The following is a 23,483-nucleotide window of genomic DNA, read 5'->3' as shown; positions in this document are numbered from 1 at the left end:
TCGCCGGTAGCGTCACTTCGACGGGCCGGCCGCGTCTCCTCTCCACAACCACCCCGGCAGCGCCCTCCGGTACGCGAGAATGGGCCGATGAGCGCTTCACTCGTAGCCAAGGGCCTGGCCGGCGGCCACGGCCACCGCACCCTGTTCGACGACCTCGACCTCACGGTCGCACCGGGCGACGTCGTGGGCGTGGTGGGCGTGAACGGGGCCGGCAAGTCGACCCTGCTGCGCCTCCTCGCGGGGGTCGACGAGCCGCAGGGCGGCACCATCACCCTCAACCCCGGCGACGCCTTCGTCGGATGGCTGCCGCAGGAGCACGAGCGCCTCCCCGGCGAGACCGTCGCCCAGTACATCGGGCGCCGCACCGGCAGCACCCAGGCCACCGCCGAGATGGACGCCGCCGCGGCAGCCCTCGGCGACCCCGACCCGGCACCCCGCCCCGACGGCCTCGACCCCGCCGACGTGTACTCGACGGCGCTCGAGCGCTGGCTCGCGAGCGGCGCCGCCGACCTCGACGACCGCCTCCCGGGCGTGCTCGCCGACCTCGGCCTCGAGACCGCGAGCGCGACGTCGTCCGCCGACCCCGGCACGGCCACCGTCGGCCCCGACACCCTGATGACCGCCCTCAGCGGAGGCCAGGCCGCCCGCGTCGGGCTCGCCGCCCTGCTGCTCAGCCGCTTCGACATCGCCCTGCTCGACGAGCCCACGAACGACCTCGACCTCGACGGCCTCGAACGACTCGAGCGCTTCGTGCAGGGCCAGCGCGGCGGGGTCGTGCTCGTCAGCCACGACCGCGAGTTCCTCGCCCGCTGCGTCACGAAGGTGCTCGAACTCGACCTCGCCCAGGCGTCGAACCGGGTCTTCGGCGGCGGCTACGACTCGTACCTCGACGAGCGCGAGACCGCCCGCCGTCACGCGCGCGAGGCCTACGACGAGTTCGCCGACAAGAAGGCCGACCTGGTGGGGCGCGCCCGTGTGCAGCGCGAGTGGTCGAGTCAGGGCGTGCGCAACGCGATGAAGAAGTCGCCCGACAACGACAAGATCCGTCGCAAGGCCGCGGCCGAGTCGAGCGAGAAGCAGGGCCAGAAGGTCCGCCAGATGGAGAGCCGCATCGCCCGCCTCGAGGAGGTCGACGAACCCCGCAAGGAGTGGCAGCTCGAGTTCACCATCGGCGAGGCGCCGCGCTCGAGCGCCGTCGTCTCGACCCTCAGCGGCGCGGTGTTCCGCCAGGGCGACCCCGCGACGGGCGAGTTCGTGCTCGGACCGGTCTCGGTGCAGGTCAACGGCGGCGACCGTATCGGCATCACCGGGCCCAACGGCGCCGGCAAGTCGACCCTGCTGCGCGGTCTGCTCGGGCGACAAGAGCCCACCGAAGGAGGCGCGAGTCGCGGAGCCAGCATCGCCGTCGGCGAGATCGACCAGGCGCGGGCACTGCTCGCGGGCACCGTCCCCCTCGCCGAGGCGTTCGAGGGGCTCGTGCCCGACTGGCCGCAGGCGGAGGTCCGCACCCTGCTCGCCAAGTTCGGCCTCAAGGCCGACCACGTCAACCGCCCCGTCGACGAGCTCTCGCCCGGCGAGCGCACCCGTGCCGGTCTGGCCCTCCTGCAGGCCCGCGGGGTCAACGTGCTCGTGCTCGACGAACCCACCAACCACCTCGACCTCGTCGCCATCGAACAGCTCGAGCAGGCGCTCGAGTCGTACGACGGCACCCTCCTGCTCGTCACCCACGACCGCCGCATGCTCGAGAGCGTGCGACTCGACCGGCAGTGGCGCGTCGAGAACGGGACGGTGACGGAGCAGTGAGCCGCGCCTCCTCGGCTCCGACGTCGTCGACTCGCCCGGTGTCGGGGGCTGCCTCGGGGGCGGCTGCGCGACCGGCGTCACGACCGGTGCGCCGACGGGGCGTGCGAGCCCTCGCGGCCGTCGCCGTCGCCGCCACGGCGGCCCTCGTCGCCGGCTGCAGCGGAGACCCGACGCCGGCGCCCACGCCCACGGCGGATCCGTGGGCCGCCTGGGACTCCGCCCTCGCCGAGACCGACACCGAGTCGGCCCGCTGGCTGGCGCTCGGCGATTCGCTGACCGAGGGGCAGGGCGCCTCCGCGATCGAGAACCGGTGGATCGACCTCACGCGCGACGCCCTGCAGCGGCAGCACCCGGTCGACGGCGTCGCCGGCGGGGTCGGCTACCGGCCGGGGGTCTTCGCGGTGTACCCGCCCGACTCGACCTGGGGCGCCTGGCAGTCCGACCAGACGGCCGTCACCCCCGACTTCACGACGCCGAGCCTCGGCTACCGCAGCGTCGACCTCGAACCCGGCTCGAGCATCACGTACCAGGTGCGCGGCACCGACCTCGACCTGTGGTGGTCGCCGGGCGGCGGGGTGTTCCGCTACGCGGTCGACGGCGTCGAGGGCGAGCCGGTCGACACGAGCGCGGCAGGAGCGAGCGATGCCGCAGGAGGCGCGGGTGCGGACTCGAGCGCGGGTGCGGTCTCCGGCGCCGGTGTCACGAGCGTGGACGGACTCGAGAGCTCGGTGCACACGGTGACCATCGGGGTCGATCCGGACGCCGCCGACGGCTTCGTCTTCGAGGGGATCACCGCGTTCGACGGCGACCGCGACCGCGGGGTGTCGCTGTTCGACTCCGCGCACTCGGGAGCGACCGTCGCGACCTTCGCGGCGGATCTCGACGGGTTCCTGTCGAAGGTGGCGGCGGTGCAGCCCGACCTCGTCACCATCACCCTCGGCGCCAACGACGCCGTGAACACGAGCCCCGACGACCTGGAGGAGGGCTATCTCGCTCTCGTCCGCGGCCTGAAGGGCCTCGACGATCCGCCGACCGTCGTCATCGTCGACGAGTTCAGCTCGGACCTCGCCAGCCTCTTCGACCAGAGCGGATCGAGCGGCGACTACGCGGCCGCCGTCGAGTCCGTCGCCGAGCAGACCGGGTCGGTGCGCGTGTCACTCGGCGACGCCCTGCCGGCGGACGCCGCGGGCGACGGCGACATCACCTCGCTGCTGTCCGACGACGGCATCCACCCGAACGACGCCGGGGCGCAGGTCATCGCGCGGTACATGGTGGGGCTGCTCGGGCGCTGAGGCGCCGGGGCGGAGCCGGGCCGGTGCGCCGGGCAGCCGGTGCGCCGGTGCGCCGGGCAGCCGGTGCGCAAGGCGGCCGGCGAGCAGCCGCGCCACCACGCGAAGAACCGCGTTCGCGAAGATGAACCTCGATATATCGTGGTTCATCTTCGCGAACCCGGTTCATGGGCGCGGCGCCTCGGGCGCCGGCAGCTACTTGAGCAGCAGCAGCGTGGAGTCGAGCGCCTCGGTCGGCGAGAGCGGGGCCTCGTCGCCGGCACCGGTCGCCGACAGGGCGAACAGTCCGTGCGGCGTGATGACGGTCGCCCCGGCGAGCGTGACGCCCTCCTGAGCGGCCTCGAGCTCGAAGGCACGACCGCCGAGGTCGCCGATGCGCGCATCCTCGACCTCGGTGACGCCCTCCTGACCGGCGATCTGGTCGCTCTGCGAGGTGATGGTGGCTTCGTCGAGCTCCTGCGTGCGCGCGACGGCGACGATCGCCTGGGCGCTCGGGTCGATCTCGCCCTCGGCGCTGGCGGCGCTGTTGGCCCACGAGCACTGCAGCTGGCCGTCGGCCTCCGTGCTCTCGTCCTGCAGGTCGAGGCCCTCGACGATCGAGCCGAGCGCCTCGCCCGCGTCGGCGCAGGTCGTGACGGCGAGCTCTCCGGTCAGGTCGCGGTCCTCCTGAGTGGCAGCGCTCTCGCTCGCCGAGCTGCTGGGGTCGCTCGAGTCGGCGTTCGAGTCGCTCGACCCGGTGCACCCGGCGAGGAGCAGCGTGAGCGCGACGGCGCCTGAGGTGACGACCGTCATCGCGGTCTTCGTGGTCTTGATGGTGCGCATGGTGGTCCCCCTACGTCGGCCGCCGACTCGCTGTGCGACGGACCCTGCCACCCTAACGGCGACGACCTGCCGGTGCCCGACCCGCGCCTCCTCGGCTCCCCCGCCCCCGCGCCTCCTACCAGCGCGTGCGCTCGCGCTCCTGCTGCACGACCGCCTCGCGGTCCGCCAACCCGGCCAGGCCCGACAGCGCCTGCCGCATCCGCGGGTTGCCCATCAGCACCGGCCCCGTCCGGTCGAGGAACGCCCAGTACCCCGCCGTCACCGGGCACGCGTCGGGCCCGAGCCGCTTCTTCGGGTCGAACCGGCACCCGCCGCAGTGGTCGGTCATGCGGTTGATGTAGGCACCGCCCGACGCGTACGGCTTCGTCGCGACGATCCCCCCGTCGGCGTGCTGCGACATGCCGACCACGTTGGCGGGCATCACCCACGGCGTCCCGTCGACGTACATGTCGATGAACCACTGGCTGAGCGCCGACGGCTCGACACCGCGCTGCAACGCCCAGTTGCCGAGGATCATCAGGCGCTGGATGTGGTGACTCCACCCGTGCCGGTGCAGCCCGTCGAGCGTCTCGGCCAGGCAGTTCGCCTCGACGACCGCCTCGCCCGCCGCGTCGGTCGGCGAACCGTTCGACAGGTCCCGCCCGAGCGTCGCGAACACCTGCGGCAGCGGCTCGTGCGCCTCGAGCTTGTTGTTCGACGTCGCGTAGTCCTCGCCGAGTCGCCAGTAGAGGTGCCACATGTAGTCGCGCCACCCCATGATCTGCCGCACGAACCCCTCGACGCTGCGGATCGGCGCGTCGCCCGCGGCGTACGCGGCGGCCACGGTGTCGATCACGTCGCGCGGGTCGATCAGTCCGAGGTTCATCGGGGCGCTGATCAGCGAGTGCGCCATGGTCCAGTCGCCGCTGAGCGTGGCGTCCTCGAAGGGGCCGAAGTCGGGGAGGCGCACCTCGACGAAGTCGGCGAGCGCGGCCTCGGCCTCGGCGGCGGTCGCGGCGAACCGGCGGGGTCCGGCGTCGCCGACCAGGGTGACCACGCCGTCGCGCTCCCAGCGGGCGATGTCGTGCCGCACCTCCTCGTCGATGTCGTCCTCCTCAGGCCAGAGGGGTGCGGGCAGTCCGAGCGACGCAGCGCCCTTCGGGGGCTTCTCGCGGTTGTCGTGGTCGTGGTTCCAGCGACCGCCGGCGGGCTCCTGCCCCTCCATCAGCACACCGGTGCGCTGCCGGACGACGCGGTAGAAGTCCTCCATCAGCAGGCGCTTCCCGGCACGCGAATCGGCCCAGGCCGCGAAGTCGCTCTCGCTCGTGACGAAGCCCCGACTCGGCAGGATCTCGGCACCGACCCGTCGCACCAGGCGTCGCGCTCGGTACGAGGTGGGGTCGATCACCTGCAGATCGTCACGCCCGTCGACGGCCTCCGAGTAGTGCTCGACCTGCCGGAAGTCGACCCGGTCGCCGAGATCGCGCGCCCGATGCCTGATGGCCGACAGCAGCAGCTGCAGCTTCGCGCGGTGCAGCGTGCGCCCCCGCCACGACGACCTCGACTCGATGAGCAGCATCGGCCCGCCGTCGTCGAAGTGCGGGCCGAGTTGGTCGAGGAAGATCCAGCGGGTGCGGTCCATAAGGGGTCGAACGGTACTCGCGGGGGCCGGGGCGCGCGCGAGCCGTGGCCGCGTTCGGCTGCCGCCCCGCGCCACCCAGGCCGAGGAGGCGCGGGTCGGGTACCGTCGACCGCCCCTGACCTCTGGAGATCACCATGGCATCCCTGCTTCGCCGCTTCGCACCCCTGATCATCACCTTCGTCGTGCGCAAGATCATGAAGAAGCGCGGCGGCGGCGGCTCGACCGGCGGCAACTACCCGCGTCGCTGAGCCGCGCCTCCTCGGTCCCGCGACCCGCGCCTCCTCGGCCCCTGGCACCGCGCCTCCTCGGTCACGCGACCCGCGCACCGCAGACGAGAACCCCCGCGTGAGCGACGAACCCCCGGATGACGGGGTTCGATGCTCACGCGGGGGTTCTGTCGTCTCCGCAGGAGGTGCGGCTCAGCTCTCGAAGGTCGCGTCGAGCGTGATCTCGACACCGGTCAGAGCCTTGGAGACCGGGCAGGTCGCCTTGGCCTCGTCGGCCGCCGTGAGGAACGCGGCCTCGTCGATGCCCGAGACCTCGCCGACGACGGTGAGGTGGATGCCGGTCAGCTGGAACCCGCCGGCCGGGTCGGCGCCGAGCGACACGTCGGCCTTGACGTCGAGGGCTTCGACGGTGCCGCCGGCCTGGCCGAGCACGGCGCTGAACTGCATGGCGTAGCAGGCCGAGTGCGCGGCGGCGAGCAGCTCTTCGGGGCTGGTCGAGCCGTTGGCGTCCTCAGCGGAGCGCTTCGGGAACGAGACGCCGTAGGTGCCGACCTTCGAGCTGGTCATCTCGACCTGGCCCTCGCCGGTCTCGAGGCTTCCGTTCCAGGCGGTGCGTGCGGTGCGAGTGGGCATGATGCTCCTTCGTAGGTGTTCGGGTGGATGTTCGGAGGTGTTGAGGGGGACTGTTGCTGGTCTGGGGGGCTGGTCTCGGGGGCGGGTCAGGCGGCGGCGCGGACCCGGTCGGCGACCCCGCCGAGCTGCTCGGTCAGCGCCGTCAGCACGTCGGGCGACAACCCGGTCGCCTCGCAGATCCGCTCGGGGATGCTCGCGGCCTCGGAGCGCAGCGCGTCGCCCGCCGGCGTCAGCGCCACCTGCACGGCCCGCTCGTCGACGGAGCCGCGACGCCGGGAGACGAGACCCTGCGCCTCGAGCCGGCGGAGCAGCGGCGACAGCGTGCCCGAGTCGAGGTGCAGACGCTGGCCGAGACCCGAGACGCCGGTCTCGCCGTCCTGCCAGAGCACGAGCAGCACGAGGTACTGCGGGTACGTGATGCCGAGCGGCTCGAGCAGGTCGCGGTAGCGGGACGTCAGGGCACGCGACGCGCTGTACAGGGCGAAGCAGATCTGCTCGTCGAGCAGCGGGGTGCGCGCGGTGTCGGACATGAGTCGACCGTAACACGTTGCGCGCAACAGGGTTGAGCGCAACCGAAATCGGCCAGAGCGGTGCCGGGCGCAGAGGCGCGGGTCCACCGAGGAGGCGCGGGTCGGCCGAGGAGGCGCGGGTCGGCCGAGGAGGCGCGCGCACCCCGTCCGCTCCCCGTCGCGTAGCGTGCACGCATGAGCTCCGACGACCCCACCGGCATGACCGACGACGAGAAGCGCCACGATCAGCTGACCCGTGCGCCGAAGTCCGACCCGGGCGACGACGCCCCGCGCATCACCACCGAGGATCGCGGCGACGGCGTCACCCGGATCGACGTCGCCGACACGGCGGCCGTGCGCCCCGGCAAGGGCGAGCCCCGCTCCGCCGACTGACCCGCGCCTCCTTCGTCCTGCGTCGAGGTGACCCGATCGGTTGCCGGGAGGCCGGAGGGGGCACCGATCGCGTCACCTCGATGGCGGCCGAGCCTCCTAGACGGCGGAGACCGGCCTCGGCTACCATCGACCCTGGTCGCACGTCACGCGCGGCCCCGGGCGCGCACGACAGCGCGCAGTCGGGATCACCATCCTCCCCGTGTCACACGGGTAGCAGGAACGGCGCCCGCCGACGACCGAGACCTCACATGACGATCACCTCCGCGCGTCCTTCGACGCCCACCGCCCCTCCCGCGAAATTCCCCCTCGCCGGCCTGCTCGCCCTGGCCGTCGCGACGTTCCTCTCCATCTCGGGCGAGATGCTGCCGACCGGGCTGCTGCCCGAGATGAGCTCCGAGCTGGGCGTCAGCGAGTCGAGCATCGGTCTGCTGGTGAGCGTGTTCGCGTTCACCGTGGTGCTGACCAGCACGACGCTGACGCATCTGACGCGGCGACTCCCCCGGCATCTGCTCATCGTCGGGCTGATCGTCGTGCTGGCGATCAGCGCGGGGCTGACCGCGATCGCGCCCACGTACGAGCTGGTCGTCGCGTCGCGGATCCTCGGCGGGCTCGCGCACGGCACGTTCTGGGCGATCGGCGGCGCGTACGCCGCTCACCTCGTGCCGCGCGAACAGGTCGGGCGCGCACTGGCCGTCGCGATGAGCGGCGGCACGCTCGCGTTCGTGCTCGGCGTGCCGCTCGGCACGGCGGCCGGTCAGGCCCTCGGCTGGCGCCCCGCGTTCGGCCTGCTGGCCGCACTGATGGCCGTGGGCGCGGTGCTCGTCTGGCGACTGCTGCCTCCGGTGCCGACACCCGCCGACGGTGCCGAGGAGGCGCGCACGGCCGACCACGACCGCACCCGACCCGCAGACGCCGACGCCGACGCCGACGTAGACGCCACCGAGGCCGCGACGACGATGGTCCCCGCGACGGGATCGGTGCCGATCGTGCCGACCCGCGCCTCCTCGGCTCCCCGTCGACGGGGTTCGCTGCCGAAGCCGTCGGTGCTCGGCGTGGTCTTCAGCTGCGTCATCACCGCGGTGTTCATGGTCGGGCACTACTCGTTCTTCACGTTCATCGCGCCGTACCTGGTGCGCTCGACGGGCATCGCGGAGTCGTCGCTCAGCGCCGCGCTGTTCGCGTTCGGCATCGCCGGGGGCGTCGGTCTGCTGATGGTCGGCTGGTTCCTCGGCAAGCGCCCCCGCATCAGCATCCCGATCGGCATCGGCGTGGTCGCCGTCTCCGTGTTCGCGATGATGGCGTTCGAGGGGCAGCCGACCCCGTCGCTGATCGCGTTCGTGGTGTGGGGTGTGACGTTCGGGGCGCTGCCGCCGCTGTTCCAGACGCGGATGCTGCAAGTCGCCCCGGCGAAGATGCGCGACCTCGCGAGCGCGTTCTACACGACCGGGTTCAACGCGGGCATCGGCGGCGGAGCCCTGATCGGCGCGATCGTGCTCGATGGCGCGGGGCTCGACGCGCTGCCGGTGCTGTACATCGTCGTCGCCGTGGTGGTGCTCGGGCTGGTGCTGGTCACCGACCGGGTGCTCGCGGTGCGGTCGGCGCGCTCGTAGGGGCCGGCTCGCGCCTCCGGCCGTCGAGGAGTCGCAACACTCCGTGCGACCGCGAGCGCCGCGGCGAGTCATGACTCATCGTCCCGACCCGAGCCCCGAAGTGGGGCGGACCACCGAACCAGCTCGTCCGCATACTCGAGAGACGGCAGGGGGCGACGATGGACACCGAGAGCACGACGACCGAGCGGTCCACGCGCTGCGCGGGCTGCGGCGAGACCGCCCGCCTCGCACCCAATCCGTACTTCGGCACGGGACTCTCGGTCCACCGCCACATCGTCACGTGCGCACGCTGCGGCACGCTCGGCTTCGCACCTCGCTCCGACCCCGAGCCGACGACCGAGACCGGGTCGACGCCGGTCGCGGTGGGGCCGTGGCGGCGACTCGCCTCCTGGTTGGGTGGGGCGTGACCCTGCGCGTCCGCGACTGCCCGCGCCGCGCCTCCTGAACGCTCCCTGACCCGCCGCTGAACCCCAGCCCAGAATGCGCACCCCCGCAGGGCGTTGGCTGGCGGCATGACAACAATCGGAATCATCGGAGCAGGCAACATCGGCAGCCAGGTCGCACGCGCGGTCATCGAGCAGGGCTACGACGTCGTGATCAGCAACTCGCGCGGGCCCGAGACGCTCGCCGATCTGGTCGCCGACCTCGGCCCGAAGGCACGTGCGGCGACGGCCGAGGAGGCGGGCGAGGCAGGCGAGATCGTCGTCGTCACCGTCCCGTTGAAGAACGTCGAGGAGGTGCCGGTCGAGCCGCTCGCCGACAAGATCGTCATCGACACCAACAACTACTACTTCGAGCGCGACGGGAACATCGCCGCCCTCGACAACGGCGTCGACACCGTCTCGCAGATGCTGCAGCGCCACCTGCCGACCAGCAAGGTCGCCAAGGGCTTCAACCACATCATGGCGAAGGACATCACGACCGACGGCAAGCCCTCCGGCACCGAGGGCCGCCGCGCCCTCGCGACATCCAGCGACTTCGAAGAGGCCGCCGAGCTCGTGCAGCGCCTCTACGACGAGCTCGGCTTCGACACCGTCAACGTCGGACCGTTGAGCGAGAGCTGGCGCGTCGAGCGCGACCAGCCCGCCTACGTCGTGTCGCAGACCCGCGCCGAGCTCATCGAGAACCTCGCGAAGGCCACCCGCGCCACCGCGACCACCGAGCCCGCCCCGCACTCCGAGGCGTAACCGTCATCGAAGTGACCCGTTCAGGGCCCCGAGGTCGACTCCGGGCATCGAACGGGTCACTTCGACGATGAGGCGCCTTAGGCTGGCGGCATGCTCATCGTCTCGCTCGTGGCCGCCACGCTCGCCGCCCTGCTGCACGTCTACATCTTCGTGATGGAGTCCGTGCTCTGGACGACGCCGCGCGTCCGCGCGACCTTCGGCATCACCGACGACCGGCAGGCCGAGTTCACGAAGCCGATGGCCTTCAACCAGGGCTTCTACAACCTCTTCCTCGCGATCGTGACGCTCGTCGGCGTCGTGCTGGTGGCGTCCAGCCGAGGAGGCGCGGGTCAGCTCGCAGACACCTCCCCCGCAGGTCTCGCCCTCCTGGTGGCGGGCACGGGCTCGATGCTCGCCGCAGCGCTCGTGCTGGCGCTCTCCGACCGCACGAAGCTGCGTGCGGCGGCGACGCAAGGGCTCTTCCCGCTCGTGGCCCTCGTGGCACTGCTGGTCGCCGCGCTCTGAGCCGACCCGCACCTCCACCCCGCGCCTCCTGCGTCGAGGAGTGACGACTCGCCGCGCGCACCGGGTCCGCGCGGCGAGTCGTGACTCCTCGCTGTCGGTAGCCTGGGCGGGTGACCGACGCGACCACCGCCTCCAGCGCTTCCACCGCCTCCTCCGCCTCCCCCTCCACGCACTGGACCCTGACGCTCGTCTGCCAGGACCAGCCCGGCATCGTCCACGCGATCAGCGGCGCCGTGGTGCAGGCCGGCGGCAACATCACCGAGTCGGCGCAGTTCTCGAGTCACGACACCGGCACGTTCTTCATGCGCCTGCAGGTCGAGGCGCCCGGTGAGCGCACCGCGCTGGAGGAGGCGCTCGCGCCCGTGCTGACCCGCTACGACATGCAGGCGAAGCTCGACGTGGTCGGTCGACCGATCCGCACGCTCGTGCTGGCGAGCAAGGCCGCGCACTGCGTCAACGACCTGCTCTTCAGGCAGCGCGCCGGGCAGCTGCCGATCGAGGTGCCGCTGGTGCTCGCGAACCACGACGACCTCTCGGGGCTCGCCGAGTTCTACGGCAAGCGCTTCGAGCACCACCCCGTCACCGACGCCGAGTCGAAGGCGGCGTTCGAGGCCCGGGTGCTGCAGGTCGTCGACCGGTACGACATCGAGCTCGTCGTGCTGGCGCGCTACATGCAGATCCTCAGCCCCGAGCTGTGTGCGGCGCTGGAGGGGCGGGCGATCAACATCCACCACTCGTTCCTGCCCGGGTTCAAGGGGGCCAACCCGTATCGGCAGGCGCACGCCCGCGGGGTCAAGCTGATCGGCGCGACGGCGCACTTCGTCACGAGCGACCTCGACGAGGGGCCGATCATCGAGCAGAACGTCGTCCGCGTCGACCACACGCGCAGCGCCCCCGAGCTGATGGCGATCGGACAGGACGAGGAGAGCCGCACCCTCACGCAGGCCGTCCGCTGGTTCGCGGAGGATCGCGTGCTGCTCGACGGAGCCCGCACGATCGTCTTCCGCTGAGGCGCGGGCTGCGACGACTTAGAGCGTGCGGCCGGCGTTCGCGTCGAGCCAGGCCTTGGGGTCGATCTGCGTCGATCCGCCCATCAGCACCTCGAAGTGCAGGTGCTCGCCCGTCGCGACACCGGTGCGACCGACCGTGCCGACGAGCTCGCCGACGCCGACCTGCTGACCGACGTACATCGGGCTCGAGCCCGACCGCATGTGCGCGTACATCGTGCTCACCAGACCGCCGTCGATCACGTGATCGATGACGACGTAGGTGCCGAACTGGGCGTGGACTCCGGCGGTGCGGACCGTACCGGCTGCGACGGCGCCGATCGGGGTGCCGCCGCCGGGGGTCATGTCGAGCCCCATGTGCATGCTCGAGCACGCCGCGCACGGTGCGCTGCGGGGGCCGAACCCCGAGCTCAGCACGACGCTGCCCGGGAACGGCCACCGGATGTCGCCGGCACCGCTGTTGACGACGGTGCCGCCACCCGAGGCGACGCCCCCCGCGGCGCCGACGACGGCGTCGGAGGACGACGAGCGGCTCGACGAGCCGGAGTCGGACACGACCGGGGCCTTCACCACGGGCGGCGGGGGCGGCGGCGGCGGCGGATCGGTCACACCGTACGAGTCGCGCTCGGCGACGGCGAGAACGACCAGCGACGCGGCCATCGTCTGACCCGTCATCGGAGCGGCCGTCGAGACCGGGATCCCCGAGCCGCCCAGGTCGGAGGCCGATGCGGGAGTCACGTTCGACGAGAAGAACAGGGTCGCCGCCAGCAGCGCGAACGCCGGGACGGCCGCCTCACGCGCACGCCGGGCCAGGAAGCTCGGACGACGGGAGGGCAGGAGGCGCGGTTCGGGACCCGAGACGATCCGCGTCGAGCGCATAGGGACGCGAGCGACGGCAGCCTGCCGTCGGGCGACGGGGTGCTGCGCGGGAGTGGCCTGCGCGGCGGGGGCCTGCGCGACCGGGGCCTGCGCGACCGGTGCTGCCTGCGCGGCGGGTGCCTCTGAAGCGGCAGCCGAGACGCCTGTGTCGACCCGCGCCTCCGGGGCTGCGGCAGCCGCGCGCTCACGGGCCAGGGCCTCGCGCCGGGTCAGGGGCGGAGCATCGTGCCGAGGGTCGCTCACGAGACGGTCGTCGTCTTGTCGGCGCAGCGGATCACGGTTCTCCTCGGGGTGGATGCATCGAGTTTAGGCAAGAAGGCGCGAGACGACCAGGGGCTCGGCCGATGTCGTCGAGAAATCTTCATGCCCGTGGACGCCGCGCCGCGCCTCCTCGGTGTCGATCAGGCGCCCGCGCCCGTGTCCCCGCCGGCGCCGGCGCCGGGCCGAACTACCCGCGCAGCCCGGGGAAGTCCGAGTCGCGGAACTCCCCCGCGATCCGCTCGCTCGAGACCGCGGCGTCCTCCTCGCGCTGCCGCAGCTCGACGCGGCGGATCTTGCCCGAGATCGTCTTCGGCAGCTCGTCGACGAACTCGACGCGGCGCACGCGCTCGTACGCCGGCAGCCCGGTGCGGGCGTGGGCGAGCACCGAGCGGGCGGTCTCCGCCGACGCCTCGACGCCCGCCGCCAGCGTCACGTACGCCTTCACCACGGCGAGTCTCACGTCGTCGGGAGCCGGCACCACGGCCGACTCGGCGACGGCGGGGTGCTCGATCAGCACGCTCTCGACCTCGAACGGCGACACCTTGTAGTCCGACGACTTGAAGACGTCGTCGGTCCGCCCGACGAAGGTGATCATGCCGTCGGCGTCACGGGAGGCGACGTCGCCGGTGTGGAACAGCCCGTCGCGCATCGACGACTCGGTGCGCGCCGCGTCGCCGAGGTAGCCCGTCATCAGGTTCACCGGTCGGGTGGTCAGGTCGAGGCAGACCTCGCCCTCGTCGCCGACCTCGCCCGTGACCGGGTCGACGAGCACGACGTCGACGCCGGGCAGGGCGCGCCCCATCGACCCGGCCTTGATGGTGCCGCCGGGGGCGTTGGCGATGATCGCGGTGGTCTCGGTCTGCCCGTAGCCGTCGCGGATGTCGAGCCCCCAGCCCTGCTGCACGCGCGAGATGACCTCGGGGTTCAGCGGCTCGCCGGCCGAGAGCGCCTCGCGCAGAGCGTGCGGTCGGGCGCCGAGCGACGACTGGATCAGCATGCGCCACACGGTCGGCGGCGCGCAGAACGACGTGACGGAGGCGCGCTCGAGCTGGTCGCGCAGCTCCGCCGGCCGGAACCGCCCGTAGTTGTAGACGAACACGGTGGCCTCGGCCGTCCACGGCGCGAAGAAGCAGCTCCAGGCGTGCTTGCCCCAGCCGGGCGACGAGATCGTCATGTGCACGTCGCCGGGGCGGACCCCGAGCCAGTACGTCGTGCTCAGGTGCCCGACCGGGTACGAGGCGTGCGAGTGCACGACCATCTTGGGGCGGCTCGTGGTGCCCGAGGTGAAGTAGACGAGGCAGGGGTCGTCGGTCGCGGTGACGACGTCGGGGCGCACCGAGGAGGCGCGGTGCGAGTCGCCGAAGGAGACCCAGCCCGCGGGTGCGGAGCCGACTTCGGGTGCGGGTGCGGCGCCGGTGCCTGCTCCGGCTCCGGCGCCGGCTCCGGCTGCGGCGCCGGCTCCGGCTGCGGCGCCGGCTCCGGCTGCGGCGCCGGCTCCGGCTGCGGCCGCGGCTCCGGCTCCGGCTCCGGCTGCGGCCGCGGCCGCGGCTCCGGCCGACGGCAGCACGGCGATGCGGGTGACCGCCTCGATGCCGGGAACGGCGTCGAAGACCGCCGCGTCGGACGCGTTCGCGACGACGTGCCGCACCAGCCCGCGCTCGATGCGGTCGGCGAGGTCGGCGGTGCCGAGCACGGTCGACGTCGGCAGGATGACCGCGCCGATCTTCATCACGGCGAGCATCGCCTCCCACAGCTCGACCTGGTTGCCGAGCATGAGCATGATGTGGTCGCCCCGGGCGACGCCGAGTCCGTGCAGCCAGACGGCGACCTGGTCGCTGCGGCGGCGCATCTCGTCGAAGGTGATGCGCTGCTCGGAGCCGTCCTCCTCGACGAGCCAGAGTGCGATGCGGTCGTTGTCCCGCGCCATGACGTCGAACCAGTCGACGGCCCAGTTGAAGCGGTCGCCGACGTCGGGCCAGCGGAACTCGGCGCCGGCCCGGTCGAGGTCGTCGCCGAGGGCGAGCAGATGGTCGCGCGCGGCGCGGAACGCCGTCGTCGCCGCCGAGTCGCCGGGTGCGCTGCTCGGAGTCGGGGAGTCGGGGCCGGAGGTCGCGTCGTGCATCACGCCATCATGCACCCGCATGCATGCCGCCCCCGGCATGCGGCCCCGACTCCCCCCTCCCCCCTCTCATCGAAGTGACGCGTTCGCACCCCTGACCCGCGCCTCCGGCCCCTTTAAGGTCACCTCGATGCGGCCGGTCCCCGCTCCGCCCCCGCACCGCTCATCGAAGTGACGCGTTCGGGGCACCGGACCGCGCCTCCGGCCCCTTTCGCGTCACCTCGATGTGGCCCGGCCCCGGCCGAACGGGTGCACAGTGGGGCGATGACGACGACGTCCCTCCTCGTGATCGGCGGCACCGGGCAGATCAGCGCGGCGGTGGTGCGGCAGGCCCTGCTCGACGGCGTGGCCGTGACCGTGCTCAACCGCGGGAGCACCTCCATCAGACCGCTGCCGGCGGGCGTCGAGCAGCTCACCGCCGACGTGCGCGACGAAGAGGCGGTGGTCGCCGCCCTGCACGGCCGCCGCTTCGACAGCGTCGCCGACTACCTCACGTTCACGCCCGAGCAGCTCGCGTCGATGCTGCGGGTCGTGGCGCCGCTGACCGATCAGTACATCTTCATCGGCTCGGCCTCGGCCTATCAGAAGCCCCCGGTCTCGTTGCCGATCACCGAGGCGACGCCGCTGTTCAACCCGTGGTGGGCCTACTCGCGAGACAAGATCGCGTGCGAGCGGCTGCTGCGCGACGAGCACCAGGCCGGCCGCGTGCAGGCCACCGTGGTGCGTCCTTCGCACACCTACGACGAGACGCACGTGCCGCTGCTCGGCGGCTGGACGACCATCGAGCGCATGCGCCGGGGCGACACGATCGTGCTGCACGGCGACGGCACGTCGATGTGGGCGCTGACGCACTCCACCGACTTCGCGCGGGCGTTCGTCGCGCTGCTCGGCCACCCCGACGCGATGGGCGAGGCGTTCAGCATCATGGCGCCCGAGCAGCTCACCTGGAACATGATCGCGCGCGATCTCGCCGACGCCGCCGGGGCGCCGCTGCACCTCGTCCACCGCACCACGCACGACATCACCGAGACCGTTCCCGAGTGGACCGCCGACCTCTGCGGCGATCGCAGCCACCCGGCCGTGTTCGACACGGCGAAGATCCGCGCGATCGCTCCGGACTGGGAGGCGCGGGTCCCGTTCGCCGAGGGAGCCCGCCAGATCGTCGCCTGGCACGACGCCGACCCGGCCCGCCGTGCGATCGACCCGGGGGTCGACGCCGCCTACGACCGGCTGGTCTCGCTGTAGCCGAGCGTGCGGGGAGCGCGGGCGTTGCGGGAGGCGCGGGAGGCGCGGGTCAGGAGTCCGCGCCGGTCACGACCGCGGTCCGCCGCGACCAGGTGCCGTCGCCGAGCTGCGCGAGCATGAAGCGGGCGACGTCGGCGCGCGAGACCTTCGTCGAGGCCCCCGCCGGCAGCCTCTCGGCGACGACGATGTCGCCGGTCGCGGGGCCGTCGACGAGACGGGTGGGGTAGACGAGGGTCCAGTCGAGGTCGCTGGCGCGGACCTCGGCGTCGGCGACCTCCTTGGCGGCGTAGACCCTGCCCAGCACGCTGTGGAAGAACATCTTCTGCAGGGGTCCGGCGTCGCGTTCGCTGTCGCCGACCCCGAACGCCGAGCAGACGATCAGGCGCTCGACGCCGGCGGCGTCCATGGCGGGCAGCAGCACGCGCCCCACCTCGAGCTCGACCGGCACCCGGAAGTTGCGCGAGCCCACGGCGTTCAGCACGACGTCGCGCCCGTCGACCGCCTCGGCCATGTGGGAGGCGGTGGTCGCGTCGCCGACGACGACGTCGACCCCGTCGCTGGTGTCGAGGGCGGTCGCGTCGCGGACGAGCACCCGCACGTCGTGCCCCGCGGCGAGGGTGGTGCGGAGGAGGTGCGAGCCGACGCCTCCGGTCGCTCCGAGCAGGAGGATCTTCACGGGGGGCTCCTTCGAGGCGCGGATGGGGCATGGCCGGAACCGGCGTGCCGAGAGGTCACCGTGTCGGTCGATGACTTGAATATGCAAGCCAACTCCCTGCCACCCGGCGGCGCCACCTCGAACCGCCAGCGGCCAGCGATCTCAGGGCCGAACCCGAGCGCGCTGTCAGGTGGCGCGGGTCGGCCGGGTCGAGGCCGGGGTCGGTGCTGGTGCCGCGAGCGCCGCCGCCAGTAGCCTGAGGGCATGTCGGATCTCCGCCTCGAAGAACTGTCCGCCGCGACCGTGGTCGCGGCCAACAACCTGACGCTCAAGCCGGGCCAAGAGCAGTACGTGGCCCCCGTGTCGCACTCGATCGCCGAGGCGTACGTCAATCCGACGACCGCCTGGCCGCGCGTCGTCGTCGATGTCGACGGCGCCGATGGCGACAGCACGGTCGTCGGCTTCATCATGGGCAACTTCGACGCCTCGGCCGACGACGAGAAGCTGCGCAGCTGCATCTGGCGCATCAACGTCGAGGCCGATGCGCAGGGCCGCGGCGTCGGGCGGTTCGCCGTGCACGCTCTGGCCGACGAGGCCCGCAGCCGGGGGTTCGACCGACTGACGGTCATGTACGAACCCGGCGACGACGGGCCCGAGGAGTTCTTCGCCCGCATCGGCTTCGAGGTCGTCGGCGAGACCCCGTACGGCGAGCACTTCGCCGCGCTGAGGCTGACCCCGGCGTGAGCCCCGGTGCCGACGCGGGCGCGGGCGACGGCCCCGGTGCCGACTTCGCCTCGCGCGTGGTCGAGGTCGTCGAGTCCATCCCGGCGGGCCGTGTCATGACGTACGGGTCGATAGCGGCCGTGCTCGGTTCGCGGGCCTCCCGCGCGGTCGGGCAGGTGATGGCGTACGCGGGGTCCGAGCTGCCGTGGTGGCGCGTCATCCGGGCGTCCGGGCATGCGCCCCGCGACCACGAGAGCCGCGCTCTCGAGATGTACCGGGTGGAGGGCACGCCGCTGCGGTGGTCTCGGGCGGGTGCGTTCCGGGTGGATCTCGAGCGCGCCTCCTGGGAGCCCTGACCGGCACGATCCTCCTGACGGATGAGACCGTCTCGACTCCGGGCTGATCCGCTCGGCGCCGGGAGGCGCTTGGCTCGGAGCATGCCCTCCGTCACCCGTCTCGTCGCCGCGACCGCCCTCGTCTCCGCACTCGCGTTCGGCCTCGCCGCCTGCTCGCTCGGCAGCCTCGGGTCCGACGAGCGGAGCTTCGAGTTCGACAGCTACGGCGAGGCGCCGAAGTCGGGCACGCGGTCGTTCGTGCTCGCCGGGTGGGTCCCCTCGGACGCCACGTCGATCCGCGCGGTCTCGCTCCGGGACGATCCCGAGGAGGCGGTTCTCACGTTCCGCACGACGACTCCCCTCGCCGACACCGCCGGCTGCACCCCTGCCGATCCGCTCGAGTCGGCCCCGCCCGTCTCCCCCGACTGGTGGCCGTCCGACCTGCCGACCGCAGGGGTCGTCTGCGGCGCATGGTCGGTCGTGGCCGGCGACGACGGCCAGGTGTTCGCGTGGCGGGAGTCATCGCCGACGGAGGCCTCGAAGGCCCGCTGACCGTGCCTCACGGTCGGTGCGTGGCGTCTGCCGACCCCGGGCGAGTCCGACGCCGCCGGTCCACCCCGACCGCCCGCCTCCGACGGACTCGCCCGCCGTCGCCCCGCGGTCGCCGGGCGGTCGCCGCGAGCGACGCAGCGGTCAGCGCGTCCAGTCGTACGGCGTCGTCGTGGACACCTTCACGAGACCCGACCGCTCGAGGATGGGCCGCGAGTCGTCGGTCGAGTCGCTGTGCACGAGCGTCTTGCCGAGGGCGACGGCCGAGCGCGCCCGGGCGGCGGTCAGCGCCCGGTAGATGCCGCGGTGCCGGTACGCCTCGAGGGTGGCACCGCCCCAGATGCCGACGAAGTCCGTGCCGGGCACCGGCTCGAGTCGACCGCCGCTGACCATCCGGCCGTCGACCTCGGCGACCCAGAGCTCCATGCCGTCGTCGCGGGCGAGTCGGGAGAGCAGCGCGTCGGCCTGTCTCGCGTCGACGGCCTCGCCGAAGGCCTCGTCGACCATCGCACTCATCGCCCGCACGTCGGCCTCGGTCGTGACCCGCCGGACGGTCACCCCGGCCGGGACGTCGCCGACCTCGCAGAGCGCCGCGAGCGGTCCGATCATGATCGACTCCGGTTCACCGGGCGTGAAGCCGTGGGCCACCAGGGCGTCGTGCAGACCGGGGGCGTGGTCGTGGCCGCGCGACTTCCACTCGACGCGGTCGATCTCGGGGTCGGCTCGGAAGTGCTCCAGCGCCTCGCCGACCAGCCCGCGGATGCTCTCGGCGTCGGAGCCGCCGAGATCGCGATAGGTGACGAAGCCGCGCCCGCCGGCGAAGGTCACGAGCCGGAGCGGGCCCAGCATCGTCACTCCGATCGCGCTCGGCGTCTCGGCGTCGGTGCGGAGTTGATCGTCGTAGGCCTGCAGGTACCTCGTCGTGTCTGGCATCGGTGACACGCTAACGGACGGCAGACCGGAACGGGCGAGTCCGTCCGCCCCGGTCGGCCACGGCCGCCCGCCTCCGACGGACTCGCCCGTCGTCGCGCCCGGCGCCGCACCTCCACCGACCTCACACGAGGGAGTCCCGCCACGCGGCGTGCAGCTGCGCGAACCGGCCGGTGCCCGAGATGAGGTCGGCGGGGCTGCCGTCTTCGACGACGCGGCCGTACTCCATCACCAGCACCCGGTCGGCGATCGCCACGGTCGAGAGCCGGTGCGCGATGATCAGCGCGGTGCGGTCGGCGAGCAGGGTCTGCAGCGCCTCCTGCACCATGCGCTCCGAGGGGATGTCGAGCGACGCCGTCGCCTCGTCGAGGATCAGCACGCTCGGGTCGGCGATGAAGGCCCGGGCGAACGAGAGCAGCTGACGTTGACCCGCGGAGACCCGCCCACCGCGCTTGTTCACGTCGGTGTCGTAGCCGTCGGGCAGCGCCATGATGAACTCGTGCGCCCCGACCGCACGGGCCGCCCGCTCGATGTCCTCGCGGCTCGCGTCGGGCTTGCCGAGCGCGATGTTGTCCGCGACCGACCCCGAGAACAGGTAGGCCTCCTGCGTGACCATGACGATCGCTCGCCGGAGGTCCTTCGGGTGCAGATCTCGGAGATCGACGCCGTCGAGGGTGATGCGCCCGCGCGTCGGGTCGTAGAACCGCGAGATCAGCTTCGCCAACGTCGACTTGCCGGCACCGGTCGAGCCGACCAGGGCGATCGTCTGCCCGGCCGGCACCGTCAGGTCGAACTCGGGCAGCACGACGGTGTCGGCGTTGTAGGCGAACTCGACGTCGTCGAACTCGACCCGGCCGGTGGCGTGCCACAGGTCGACCGGGTGCGTCGGGTCGGGCACGCTCGGCTGCTCTTCGAGCACGCCCGAGATCTTCTCGAGCGCGGCGGAGGCCGACTGGTAGCCGTTGTAGAACATCGCCATCTCTTCGGCCGGGTCGAAGAACCGCTTGGCGTACAGGGCCACCGCGAGCAGGGCGCCGATCGCCAGCGTGCCGTCGATGACACGGAACCCGCCGAACAGCACGACCGCGGCGAGGGTGGCGTTGCCGATCAGCACGAGACCCGGGTCGAAGGTGCCGAACAGGGTGAACACCTTCGAGTTGGCCTGGCGGTAATCTTCGACGAATCCGCCGTACTCCTTCTCGTTGCGGCCCTCCTTGCGGAACGCCTGGACGGCGCGCATGCCGGTCATCGTCTCGACGAAGTGCACGATCACGCGGGCGCTCGTGACACGGGTGGCTCGGAACAGCTTCTGCGAGCGCACCTGGAACCACCGGGTCAGGGCGATCAGCGGCACGAGGGCGACGGCCAGCACGAGACCGCTCTGCGGGTCGAGGGCGACCAGCGCGATCGCCGTGAACAGCATGTAGAGCAGCCCCGAGACGAGCTGGTTGATGCCCGAGTCGAGCAGTTCGCGGATCGAGTCGAGGTCGCTGGTCTGGCGCGAGATGATGCGCCCCGAGGTGTACGTCTCGTGGAACTCGAGGCTCAGTCGCTGCGTGTGCAGGAACAGCCGCTTGCGCAGGTCGATCAGGATCGCCTGGCTGATACGCGCCGACAGCACCGTGTACTGCGCCATCAGCACGGCGCCGATCACGCCGGTGACGAGGTACACGACGACCACGAGGATGGCCGGCGCCCAGTCCTGCTGGTCCATTAGGGCGGGCAGGGCGCGGTCGATGCCGAACGCGATCAGGGCAGGGCCGGCGACCTGGGCCCCGACGCTGACGACGACGATGACGCCCATGACGACGAGCCGCCATCGCAGCGGGTGGACCAGCGAGCCGAGGAGGCGCAGCGAACGCCCCCGGAGTCGCTTGCTCTCGTCGCGGGTGAAGTCGTCGCGCTCCTCGCCTCTGACCCCCTCGGTGGTCGAGCCCCGCCCGACGCGCTTCTCGGCCGGGGTGCGGCCGTCGAGGGCCTCACGCCCGGCGTCGCCGGTCTGGTCGCGGCCGGTCTGGTCGCGGTCGGTCTGGTCGCGGCCCGTCTGGTCGCGGCCCGTCTGGTCGCGGCCGGTCTCGTCGCGGTCGTCCGGTCTCTGGTCGCTCATGCGAGCACCTCGTCTCGGGTGGTGGTGTCGTCGTCGAGCGACGAGATGACGTAGCGGTAGTGCTCGTTGGTGGCGAGCAGGTCGGAGTGCGTGCCGACCGCGGTCACGACCCCGTTCTCGAGCAGGGCGACCCGGTCGGCGAGGGTGACGGTCGACGGCCGGTGGGCGACGATGAGCGACGTGGTCGAGGCCAGCACGCGTCGCAGCCCCGCCTCGACCCGGGCCTCGGTGTCGACGTCGAGCGCGGACAGGGGGTCGTCGAGCACGAGCACGGCGGGGCGGGCGGCGATCGCCCGGGCCAGGGCGAGACGCTGACGCTGACCGCCCGACAGGCTGAGCCCCTCTTCGCCGACGCGCGTGTCGACGCCGTCCGGCAGGCGGTCGACGAAGTCGGACTGCGAGATCTCGAGGGCCTCGCGCAGCACCCGGTCGGACTCGACGGGGTCGTCGGCGAGATCGGGTCGCCCGAGCAGCACGTTGTCGCGGACGGTGGCGCTGAACAGCGTGGCGTCTTCGAAGGCCATGCCGATGTGGCGACGCAGCTCTTCACGAGTGAGATCGCGCACGTCGACGCCGTCGAGCAGCACCTGACCACCGGTGACGTCGTAGAGCCGCGGCGCCAGGGCCAGCAGAGTGGTCTTGCCCGACCCGGTCAGACCGACCAGGGCCATGGTCTCGCCGGGCTCGAGCACGAGATCGACGCCGTCGACCAGGTCGGGGAACTGCGCCGGGGAGTCCTGGTACCGGAAGTGGGCGCCCTTGAACTCGAGACGGCCCCGCGGCTGGTCGATGGTCTGCGGGTTCTCGGGGTCGGTCACGGTGTTCTCGCTGTCCATCACCTCGAAGAACCGGTCGGCCGCCGTGCGGGTGTCGAAGGTCATCGACAGCAGGAACCCGATCGACTCGACCGGCCAGCGCAGCACCGTCGCGGTCGCGAAGAACGCGAAGAGCTGCCCCACGGTCAGCTGCCCGTCGGCGGCGAGCCAGACGCCGCCGAGCAGGCACAGCGCGAACGCGACGTCGGGGACGAGCAGCAGCCACAGCCACAGCTTCGAGACGGCCCGAGCCTTCTCGATCTCGGTGCCTCGCAGGTCCTCGGCTTGCTTCTCGAACTCGCGCAGCGAGTGCTTGCCCCGCCCGAAGGCCTTCAGCACGCGGATGCCGTGCACGCTCTCCTCGACGCTGGTGGCGAGGTCCCCGACCTGGTCCTGGCTGCGACGGGCGACGAGCGAGTAGCGCTTCTCGAACGCGAAGCTGACCACGAACACCGGGAGCGACGCGACCACGAACAGCAGCCCGAGGGCCCAGCTGTAGAAGAACAGCACGACGAACCCGACGACGATCGTCAGCATGTTGACGACGAGCAGCACCAGCCCGAAGGCGAGCCATCGGCGGATGAGGCTGAGATCGCTGACCGAACGGCTGAGCAGCTGCCCGCTCTGCCACCGGTCGTGGAACGCCACGGGCAGGTCTTGCAGCTTCGCGTAGAGCGCGTTGCGCATCGACGCCTCGACGTGGGTGCTCGGTGTGAGCACGAGGCGCCGCCGGGCGGCGATCATGAGCGCCTCGACGACGCCGAGGGCGAGCACGACGGCGAACGCCGGCCACACCTGCGAACGGTCGCCGCTCGACAGCGGGCCGTCGACGAGCAGCTGCAGGACGACGGGGATGAGCAGGGCGACGACGGCGGCGAGCAGTGCCGCCACCATGCCGAGCACGATGCGCGGCACGGCCGGGCGGGCGTACGGGTAGAGCCGCGCGAGCGCGCGGAAGGTCGACGGTTTGGGCTCGGGGGTGGTCGATGACGGGGTGGAGGTGGACTGTGCTGACATGGCGGTTCCAAGTGTCGTCGTCTGGCGGGGGCGTCGCGGCTCGCGGCCCTGCCGCCGGGGATGTGTCGTGATGTCGGCGGCCTGTGGAGGCCGCATCCGCCCGACCTGATCGGTCGTCCGGACCTGCTCGTGGCACGCTGCGGATCGTCACTCCACCGCGCTGGGCAGCCTTTCAGGATAGGTGCACGAACACCCCCGCCGCAAGACCGGTTGGTTCGGATCGCGACGGGGGCGTAGGGGCGG

22 protein-coding genes are annotated in these 23,483 nt (G+C 72.3%); 12 read left to right on the top strand and 10 right to left on the bottom strand.

All coding sequences use genetic code 11. The annotated features are described in order from the left end of the window. Positions 1-87: 87 nt before the first annotated feature. The gene (locus IFT51_RS10975; RefSeq protein ID WP_192061112.1) at positions 88-1,803 is read left to right on the top strand and encodes an ABC-F family ATP-binding cassette domain-containing protein; all 1,716 of its coding nucleotides are present in this window, start codon (positions 88-90) and stop codon (positions 1,801-1,803) included. 101 nt (positions 1,804-1,904) lie between these two features. After that, on the top strand, positions 1,905-3,095 hold the full coding sequence (locus tag IFT51_RS10970; RefSeq protein ID WP_192061111.1) for an SGNH/GDSL hydrolase family protein: 1,191 nt from the start codon (positions 1,905-1,907) through the stop codon (positions 3,093-3,095). Positions 3,096-3,287: 192 nt separating this feature from the next. Here IFT51_RS10970 and IFT51_RS10965 read toward each other — a convergent pair whose 3' ends face one another. From IFT51_RS10965 to IFT51_RS10950, 4 genes are all read right to left on the bottom strand, one after another. After that, a complete protein-coding gene (locus IFT51_RS10965; RefSeq protein ID WP_192061110.1) occupies positions 3,288-3,914 on the bottom strand; it encodes a hypothetical protein in 627 nt (208 codons plus the stop codon). A 115-nt stretch (positions 3,915-4,029) separates the two neighbouring features. Then, positions 4,030-5,535: a cryptochrome/photolyase family protein gene (locus IFT51_RS10960; protein ID WP_192061109.1), complete on the bottom strand. Its 1,506-nt coding sequence runs from the start codon at positions 5,533-5,535 to the stop codon at positions 4,030-4,032. 419 nt (positions 5,536-5,954) lie between these two features. Then, positions 5,955-6,395 (bottom strand): OsmC family peroxiredoxin, encoded by a 441-nt coding sequence (locus IFT51_RS10955; RefSeq protein WP_192061108.1) that lies wholly within the window; start codon positions 6,393-6,395, stop codon positions 5,955-5,957. 86 nt (positions 6,396-6,481) lie between these two features. Further along, entirely contained in the window at positions 6,482-6,925 is a 444-nt protein-coding gene (locus IFT51_RS10950) for a MarR family winged helix-turn-helix transcriptional regulator (RefSeq protein ID WP_192061107.1), read from the bottom strand. A gap of 174 nt (positions 6,926-7,099) precedes the next feature. Between IFT51_RS10950 and IFT51_RS10945 the strand changes: the two genes are divergently transcribed. The 6 genes from IFT51_RS10945 (at position 7,100) to purU (ending at position 11,608) form a co-directional block, all read left to right on the top strand. Then, positions 7,100-7,297 (top strand): hypothetical protein, encoded by a 198-nt coding sequence (locus IFT51_RS10945; protein WP_192061139.1) that lies wholly within the window; start codon positions 7,100-7,102, stop codon positions 7,295-7,297. 248 nt (positions 7,298-7,545) lie between these two features. Continuing rightward, on the top strand, positions 7,546-8,907 hold the full coding sequence (locus tag IFT51_RS10940; RefSeq protein ID WP_192061106.1) for an MFS transporter: 1,362 nt from the start codon (positions 7,546-7,548) through the stop codon (positions 8,905-8,907). Between the two features lie 158 nt (positions 8,908-9,065). Then, a complete protein-coding gene (locus tag IFT51_RS10935) occupies positions 9,066-9,314 on the top strand; it encodes a hypothetical protein (protein ID WP_192061105.1) in 249 nt (82 codons plus the stop codon). A 105-nt stretch (positions 9,315-9,419) separates the two neighbouring features. Continuing rightward, positions 9,420-10,094, top strand: coding sequence for an NADPH-dependent F420 reductase (locus IFT51_RS10930; RefSeq protein WP_192061104.1), 675 nt, complete (start codon positions 9,420-9,422; stop codon positions 10,092-10,094). 90 nt (positions 10,095-10,184) lie between these two features. Next, positions 10,185-10,598, top strand: a complete 414-nt coding sequence (locus IFT51_RS10925; RefSeq protein WP_192061103.1) for a DUF1304 domain-containing protein — start codon at positions 10,185-10,187, stop codon at positions 10,596-10,598. 110 nt (positions 10,599-10,708) lie between these two features. Beyond that, positions 10,709-11,608: a formyltetrahydrofolate deformylase gene (gene purU, locus IFT51_RS10920; RefSeq protein WP_192061102.1), complete on the top strand. Its 900-nt coding sequence runs from the start codon at positions 10,709-10,711 to the stop codon at positions 11,606-11,608. Positions 11,609-11,626: 18 nt separating this feature from the next. Here the strand turns inward: purU and IFT51_RS15630 are convergent, their stop codons facing one another. Both IFT51_RS15630 and IFT51_RS10910 read right to left on the bottom strand, forming a co-directional pair. Beyond that, positions 11,627-12,727 (bottom strand): M23 family metallopeptidase, encoded by a 1,101-nt coding sequence (locus tag IFT51_RS15630; RefSeq protein ID WP_192061101.1) that lies wholly within the window; start codon positions 12,725-12,727, stop codon positions 11,627-11,629. 205 nt (positions 12,728-12,932) lie between these two features. Continuing rightward, entirely contained in the window at positions 12,933-14,867 is a 1,935-nt protein-coding gene (locus tag IFT51_RS10910) for an AMP-binding protein (RefSeq protein ID WP_192061100.1), read from the bottom strand. Between the two features lie 261 nt (positions 14,868-15,128). On the opposite strand from IFT51_RS10910, the gene IFT51_RS10905 reads away from it, so the two are divergent. Further along, a complete protein-coding gene (locus tag IFT51_RS10905) occupies positions 15,129-16,109 on the top strand; it encodes an NAD-dependent epimerase/dehydratase family protein (protein ID WP_192061099.1) in 981 nt (326 codons plus the stop codon). A gap of 49 nt (positions 16,110-16,158) precedes the next feature. Here the strand turns inward: IFT51_RS10905 and IFT51_RS10900 are convergent, their stop codons facing one another. Continuing rightward, entirely contained in the window at positions 16,159-16,785 is a 627-nt protein-coding gene (locus IFT51_RS10900) for an NAD(P)-dependent oxidoreductase (protein WP_192061098.1), read from the bottom strand. Positions 16,786-17,028: 243 nt separating this feature from the next. On the opposite strand from IFT51_RS10900, the gene IFT51_RS10895 reads away from it, so the two are divergent. From IFT51_RS10895 to IFT51_RS10885, 3 genes are all read left to right on the top strand, one after another. Continuing rightward, positions 17,029-17,508: an N-acetyltransferase gene (locus tag IFT51_RS10895; protein ID WP_192061097.1), complete on the top strand. Its 480-nt coding sequence runs from the start codon at positions 17,029-17,031 to the stop codon at positions 17,506-17,508. Further along, positions 17,505-17,843 carry an MGMT family protein gene (locus tag IFT51_RS10890; RefSeq protein WP_192061096.1) on the top strand — a complete coding sequence of 113 codons (339 nt, stop codon included), beginning with the start codon at positions 17,505-17,507 and terminating at the stop codon, positions 17,841-17,843. The genes IFT51_RS10895 and IFT51_RS10890 overlap by 4 nt, the downstream gene beginning before the upstream one ends. 81 nt (positions 17,844-17,924) lie before the next feature. Beyond that, positions 17,925-18,374, top strand: coding sequence for a hypothetical protein (locus IFT51_RS10885; RefSeq protein WP_192061095.1), 450 nt, complete (start codon positions 17,925-17,927; stop codon positions 18,372-18,374). A 141-nt stretch (positions 18,375-18,515) separates the two neighbouring features. Here IFT51_RS10885 and IFT51_RS10880 read toward each other — a convergent pair whose 3' ends face one another. The 3 genes from IFT51_RS10880 to IFT51_RS10870 form a co-directional block, all read right to left on the bottom strand. Then, positions 18,516-19,304 (bottom strand): GNAT family N-acetyltransferase, encoded by a 789-nt coding sequence (locus IFT51_RS10880; protein ID WP_192061094.1) that lies wholly within the window; start codon positions 19,302-19,304, stop codon positions 18,516-18,518. 121 nt (positions 19,305-19,425) lie between these two features. Then, complete coding sequence (locus IFT51_RS10875) at positions 19,426-21,408, bottom strand: ABC transporter ATP-binding protein (RefSeq protein WP_244637191.1); 1,983 nt, start codon at positions 21,406-21,408, stop codon at positions 19,426-19,428. Then, on the bottom strand, positions 21,405-23,240 hold the full coding sequence (locus tag IFT51_RS10870) for an ABC transporter ATP-binding protein (RefSeq protein WP_192061093.1): 1,836 nt from the start codon (positions 23,238-23,240) through the stop codon (positions 21,405-21,407). The genes IFT51_RS10875 and IFT51_RS10870 overlap by 4 nt, the downstream gene beginning before the upstream one ends. Between the last annotated feature and the right edge of the window lie 243 nt (positions 23,241-23,483).

This window comes from Frigoribacterium sp. CFBP 13712 (genome assembly GCF_014842255.1).
Lineage (GTDB): Bacteria > Actinomycetota > Actinomycetes > Actinomycetales > Microbacteriaceae > Frigoribacterium.
The sequence above is the reverse complement of the archived record's forward strand: the minus strand, read 5'-3'. Positions and strand labels throughout refer to the sequence as shown.

Coding starts and splice junctions, on each gene's coding strand:
- IFT51_RS10955 (WP_192061108.1), bottom strand. CDS start 6,395: ATGCCCACTCGCACCGCACGCACCGCCTGGAACGGAAGCCTCGAGACC.
- IFT51_RS10945 (WP_192061139.1), top strand. CDS start 7,100: ATGAGCTCCGACGACCCCACCGGCATGACCGACGACGAGAAGCGCCAC.
- IFT51_RS10895 (WP_192061097.1), top strand. CDS start 17,029: ATGTCGGATCTCCGCCTCGAAGAACTGTCCGCCGCGACCGTGGTCGCG.
- IFT51_RS10905 (WP_192061099.1), top strand. CDS start 15,129: ATGACGACGACGTCCCTCCTCGTGATCGGCGGCACCGGGCAGATCAGC.
- IFT51_RS10960 (WP_192061109.1), bottom strand. CDS start 5,535: ATGGACCGCACCCGCTGGATCTTCCTCGACCAACTCGGCCCGCACTTC.
- IFT51_RS10935 (WP_192061105.1), top strand. CDS start 9,066: ATGGACACCGAGAGCACGACGACCGAGCGGTCCACGCGCTGCGCGGGC.
- IFT51_RS10940 (WP_192061106.1), top strand. CDS start 7,546: ATGACGATCACCTCCGCGCGTCCTTCGACGCCCACCGCCCCTCCCGCG.
- IFT51_RS10925 (WP_192061103.1), top strand. CDS start 10,185: ATGCTCATCGTCTCGCTCGTGGCCGCCACGCTCGCCGCCCTGCTGCAC.
- IFT51_RS10930 (WP_192061104.1), top strand. CDS start 9,420: ATGACAACAATCGGAATCATCGGAGCAGGCAACATCGGCAGCCAGGTC.
- IFT51_RS10950 (WP_192061107.1), bottom strand. CDS start 6,925: ATGTCCGACACCGCGCGCACCCCGCTGCTCGACGAGCAGATCTGCTTC.
- IFT51_RS10880 (WP_192061094.1), bottom strand. CDS start 19,304: ATGCCAGACACGACGAGGTACCTGCAGGCCTACGACGATCAACTCCGC.
- IFT51_RS10975 (WP_192061112.1), top strand. CDS start 88: ATGAGCGCTTCACTCGTAGCCAAGGGCCTGGCCGGCGGCCACGGCCAC.
- IFT51_RS10910 (WP_192061100.1), bottom strand. CDS start 14,867: ATGCACGACGCGACCTCCGGCCCCGACTCCCCGACTCCGAGCAGCGCA.
- IFT51_RS10875 (WP_244637191.1), bottom strand. CDS start 21,408: ATGAGCGACCAGAGACCGGACGACCGCGACGAGACCGGCCGCGACCAG.
- IFT51_RS10870 (WP_192061093.1), bottom strand. CDS start 23,240: ATGTCAGCACAGTCCACCTCCACCCCGTCATCGACCACCCCCGAGCCC.
- IFT51_RS10965 (WP_192061110.1), bottom strand. CDS start 3,914: ATGCGCACCATCAAGACCACGAAGACCGCGATGACGGTCGTCACCTCA.
- IFT51_RS10885 (WP_192061095.1), top strand. CDS start 17,925: ATGCCCTCCGTCACCCGTCTCGTCGCCGCGACCGCCCTCGTCTCCGCA.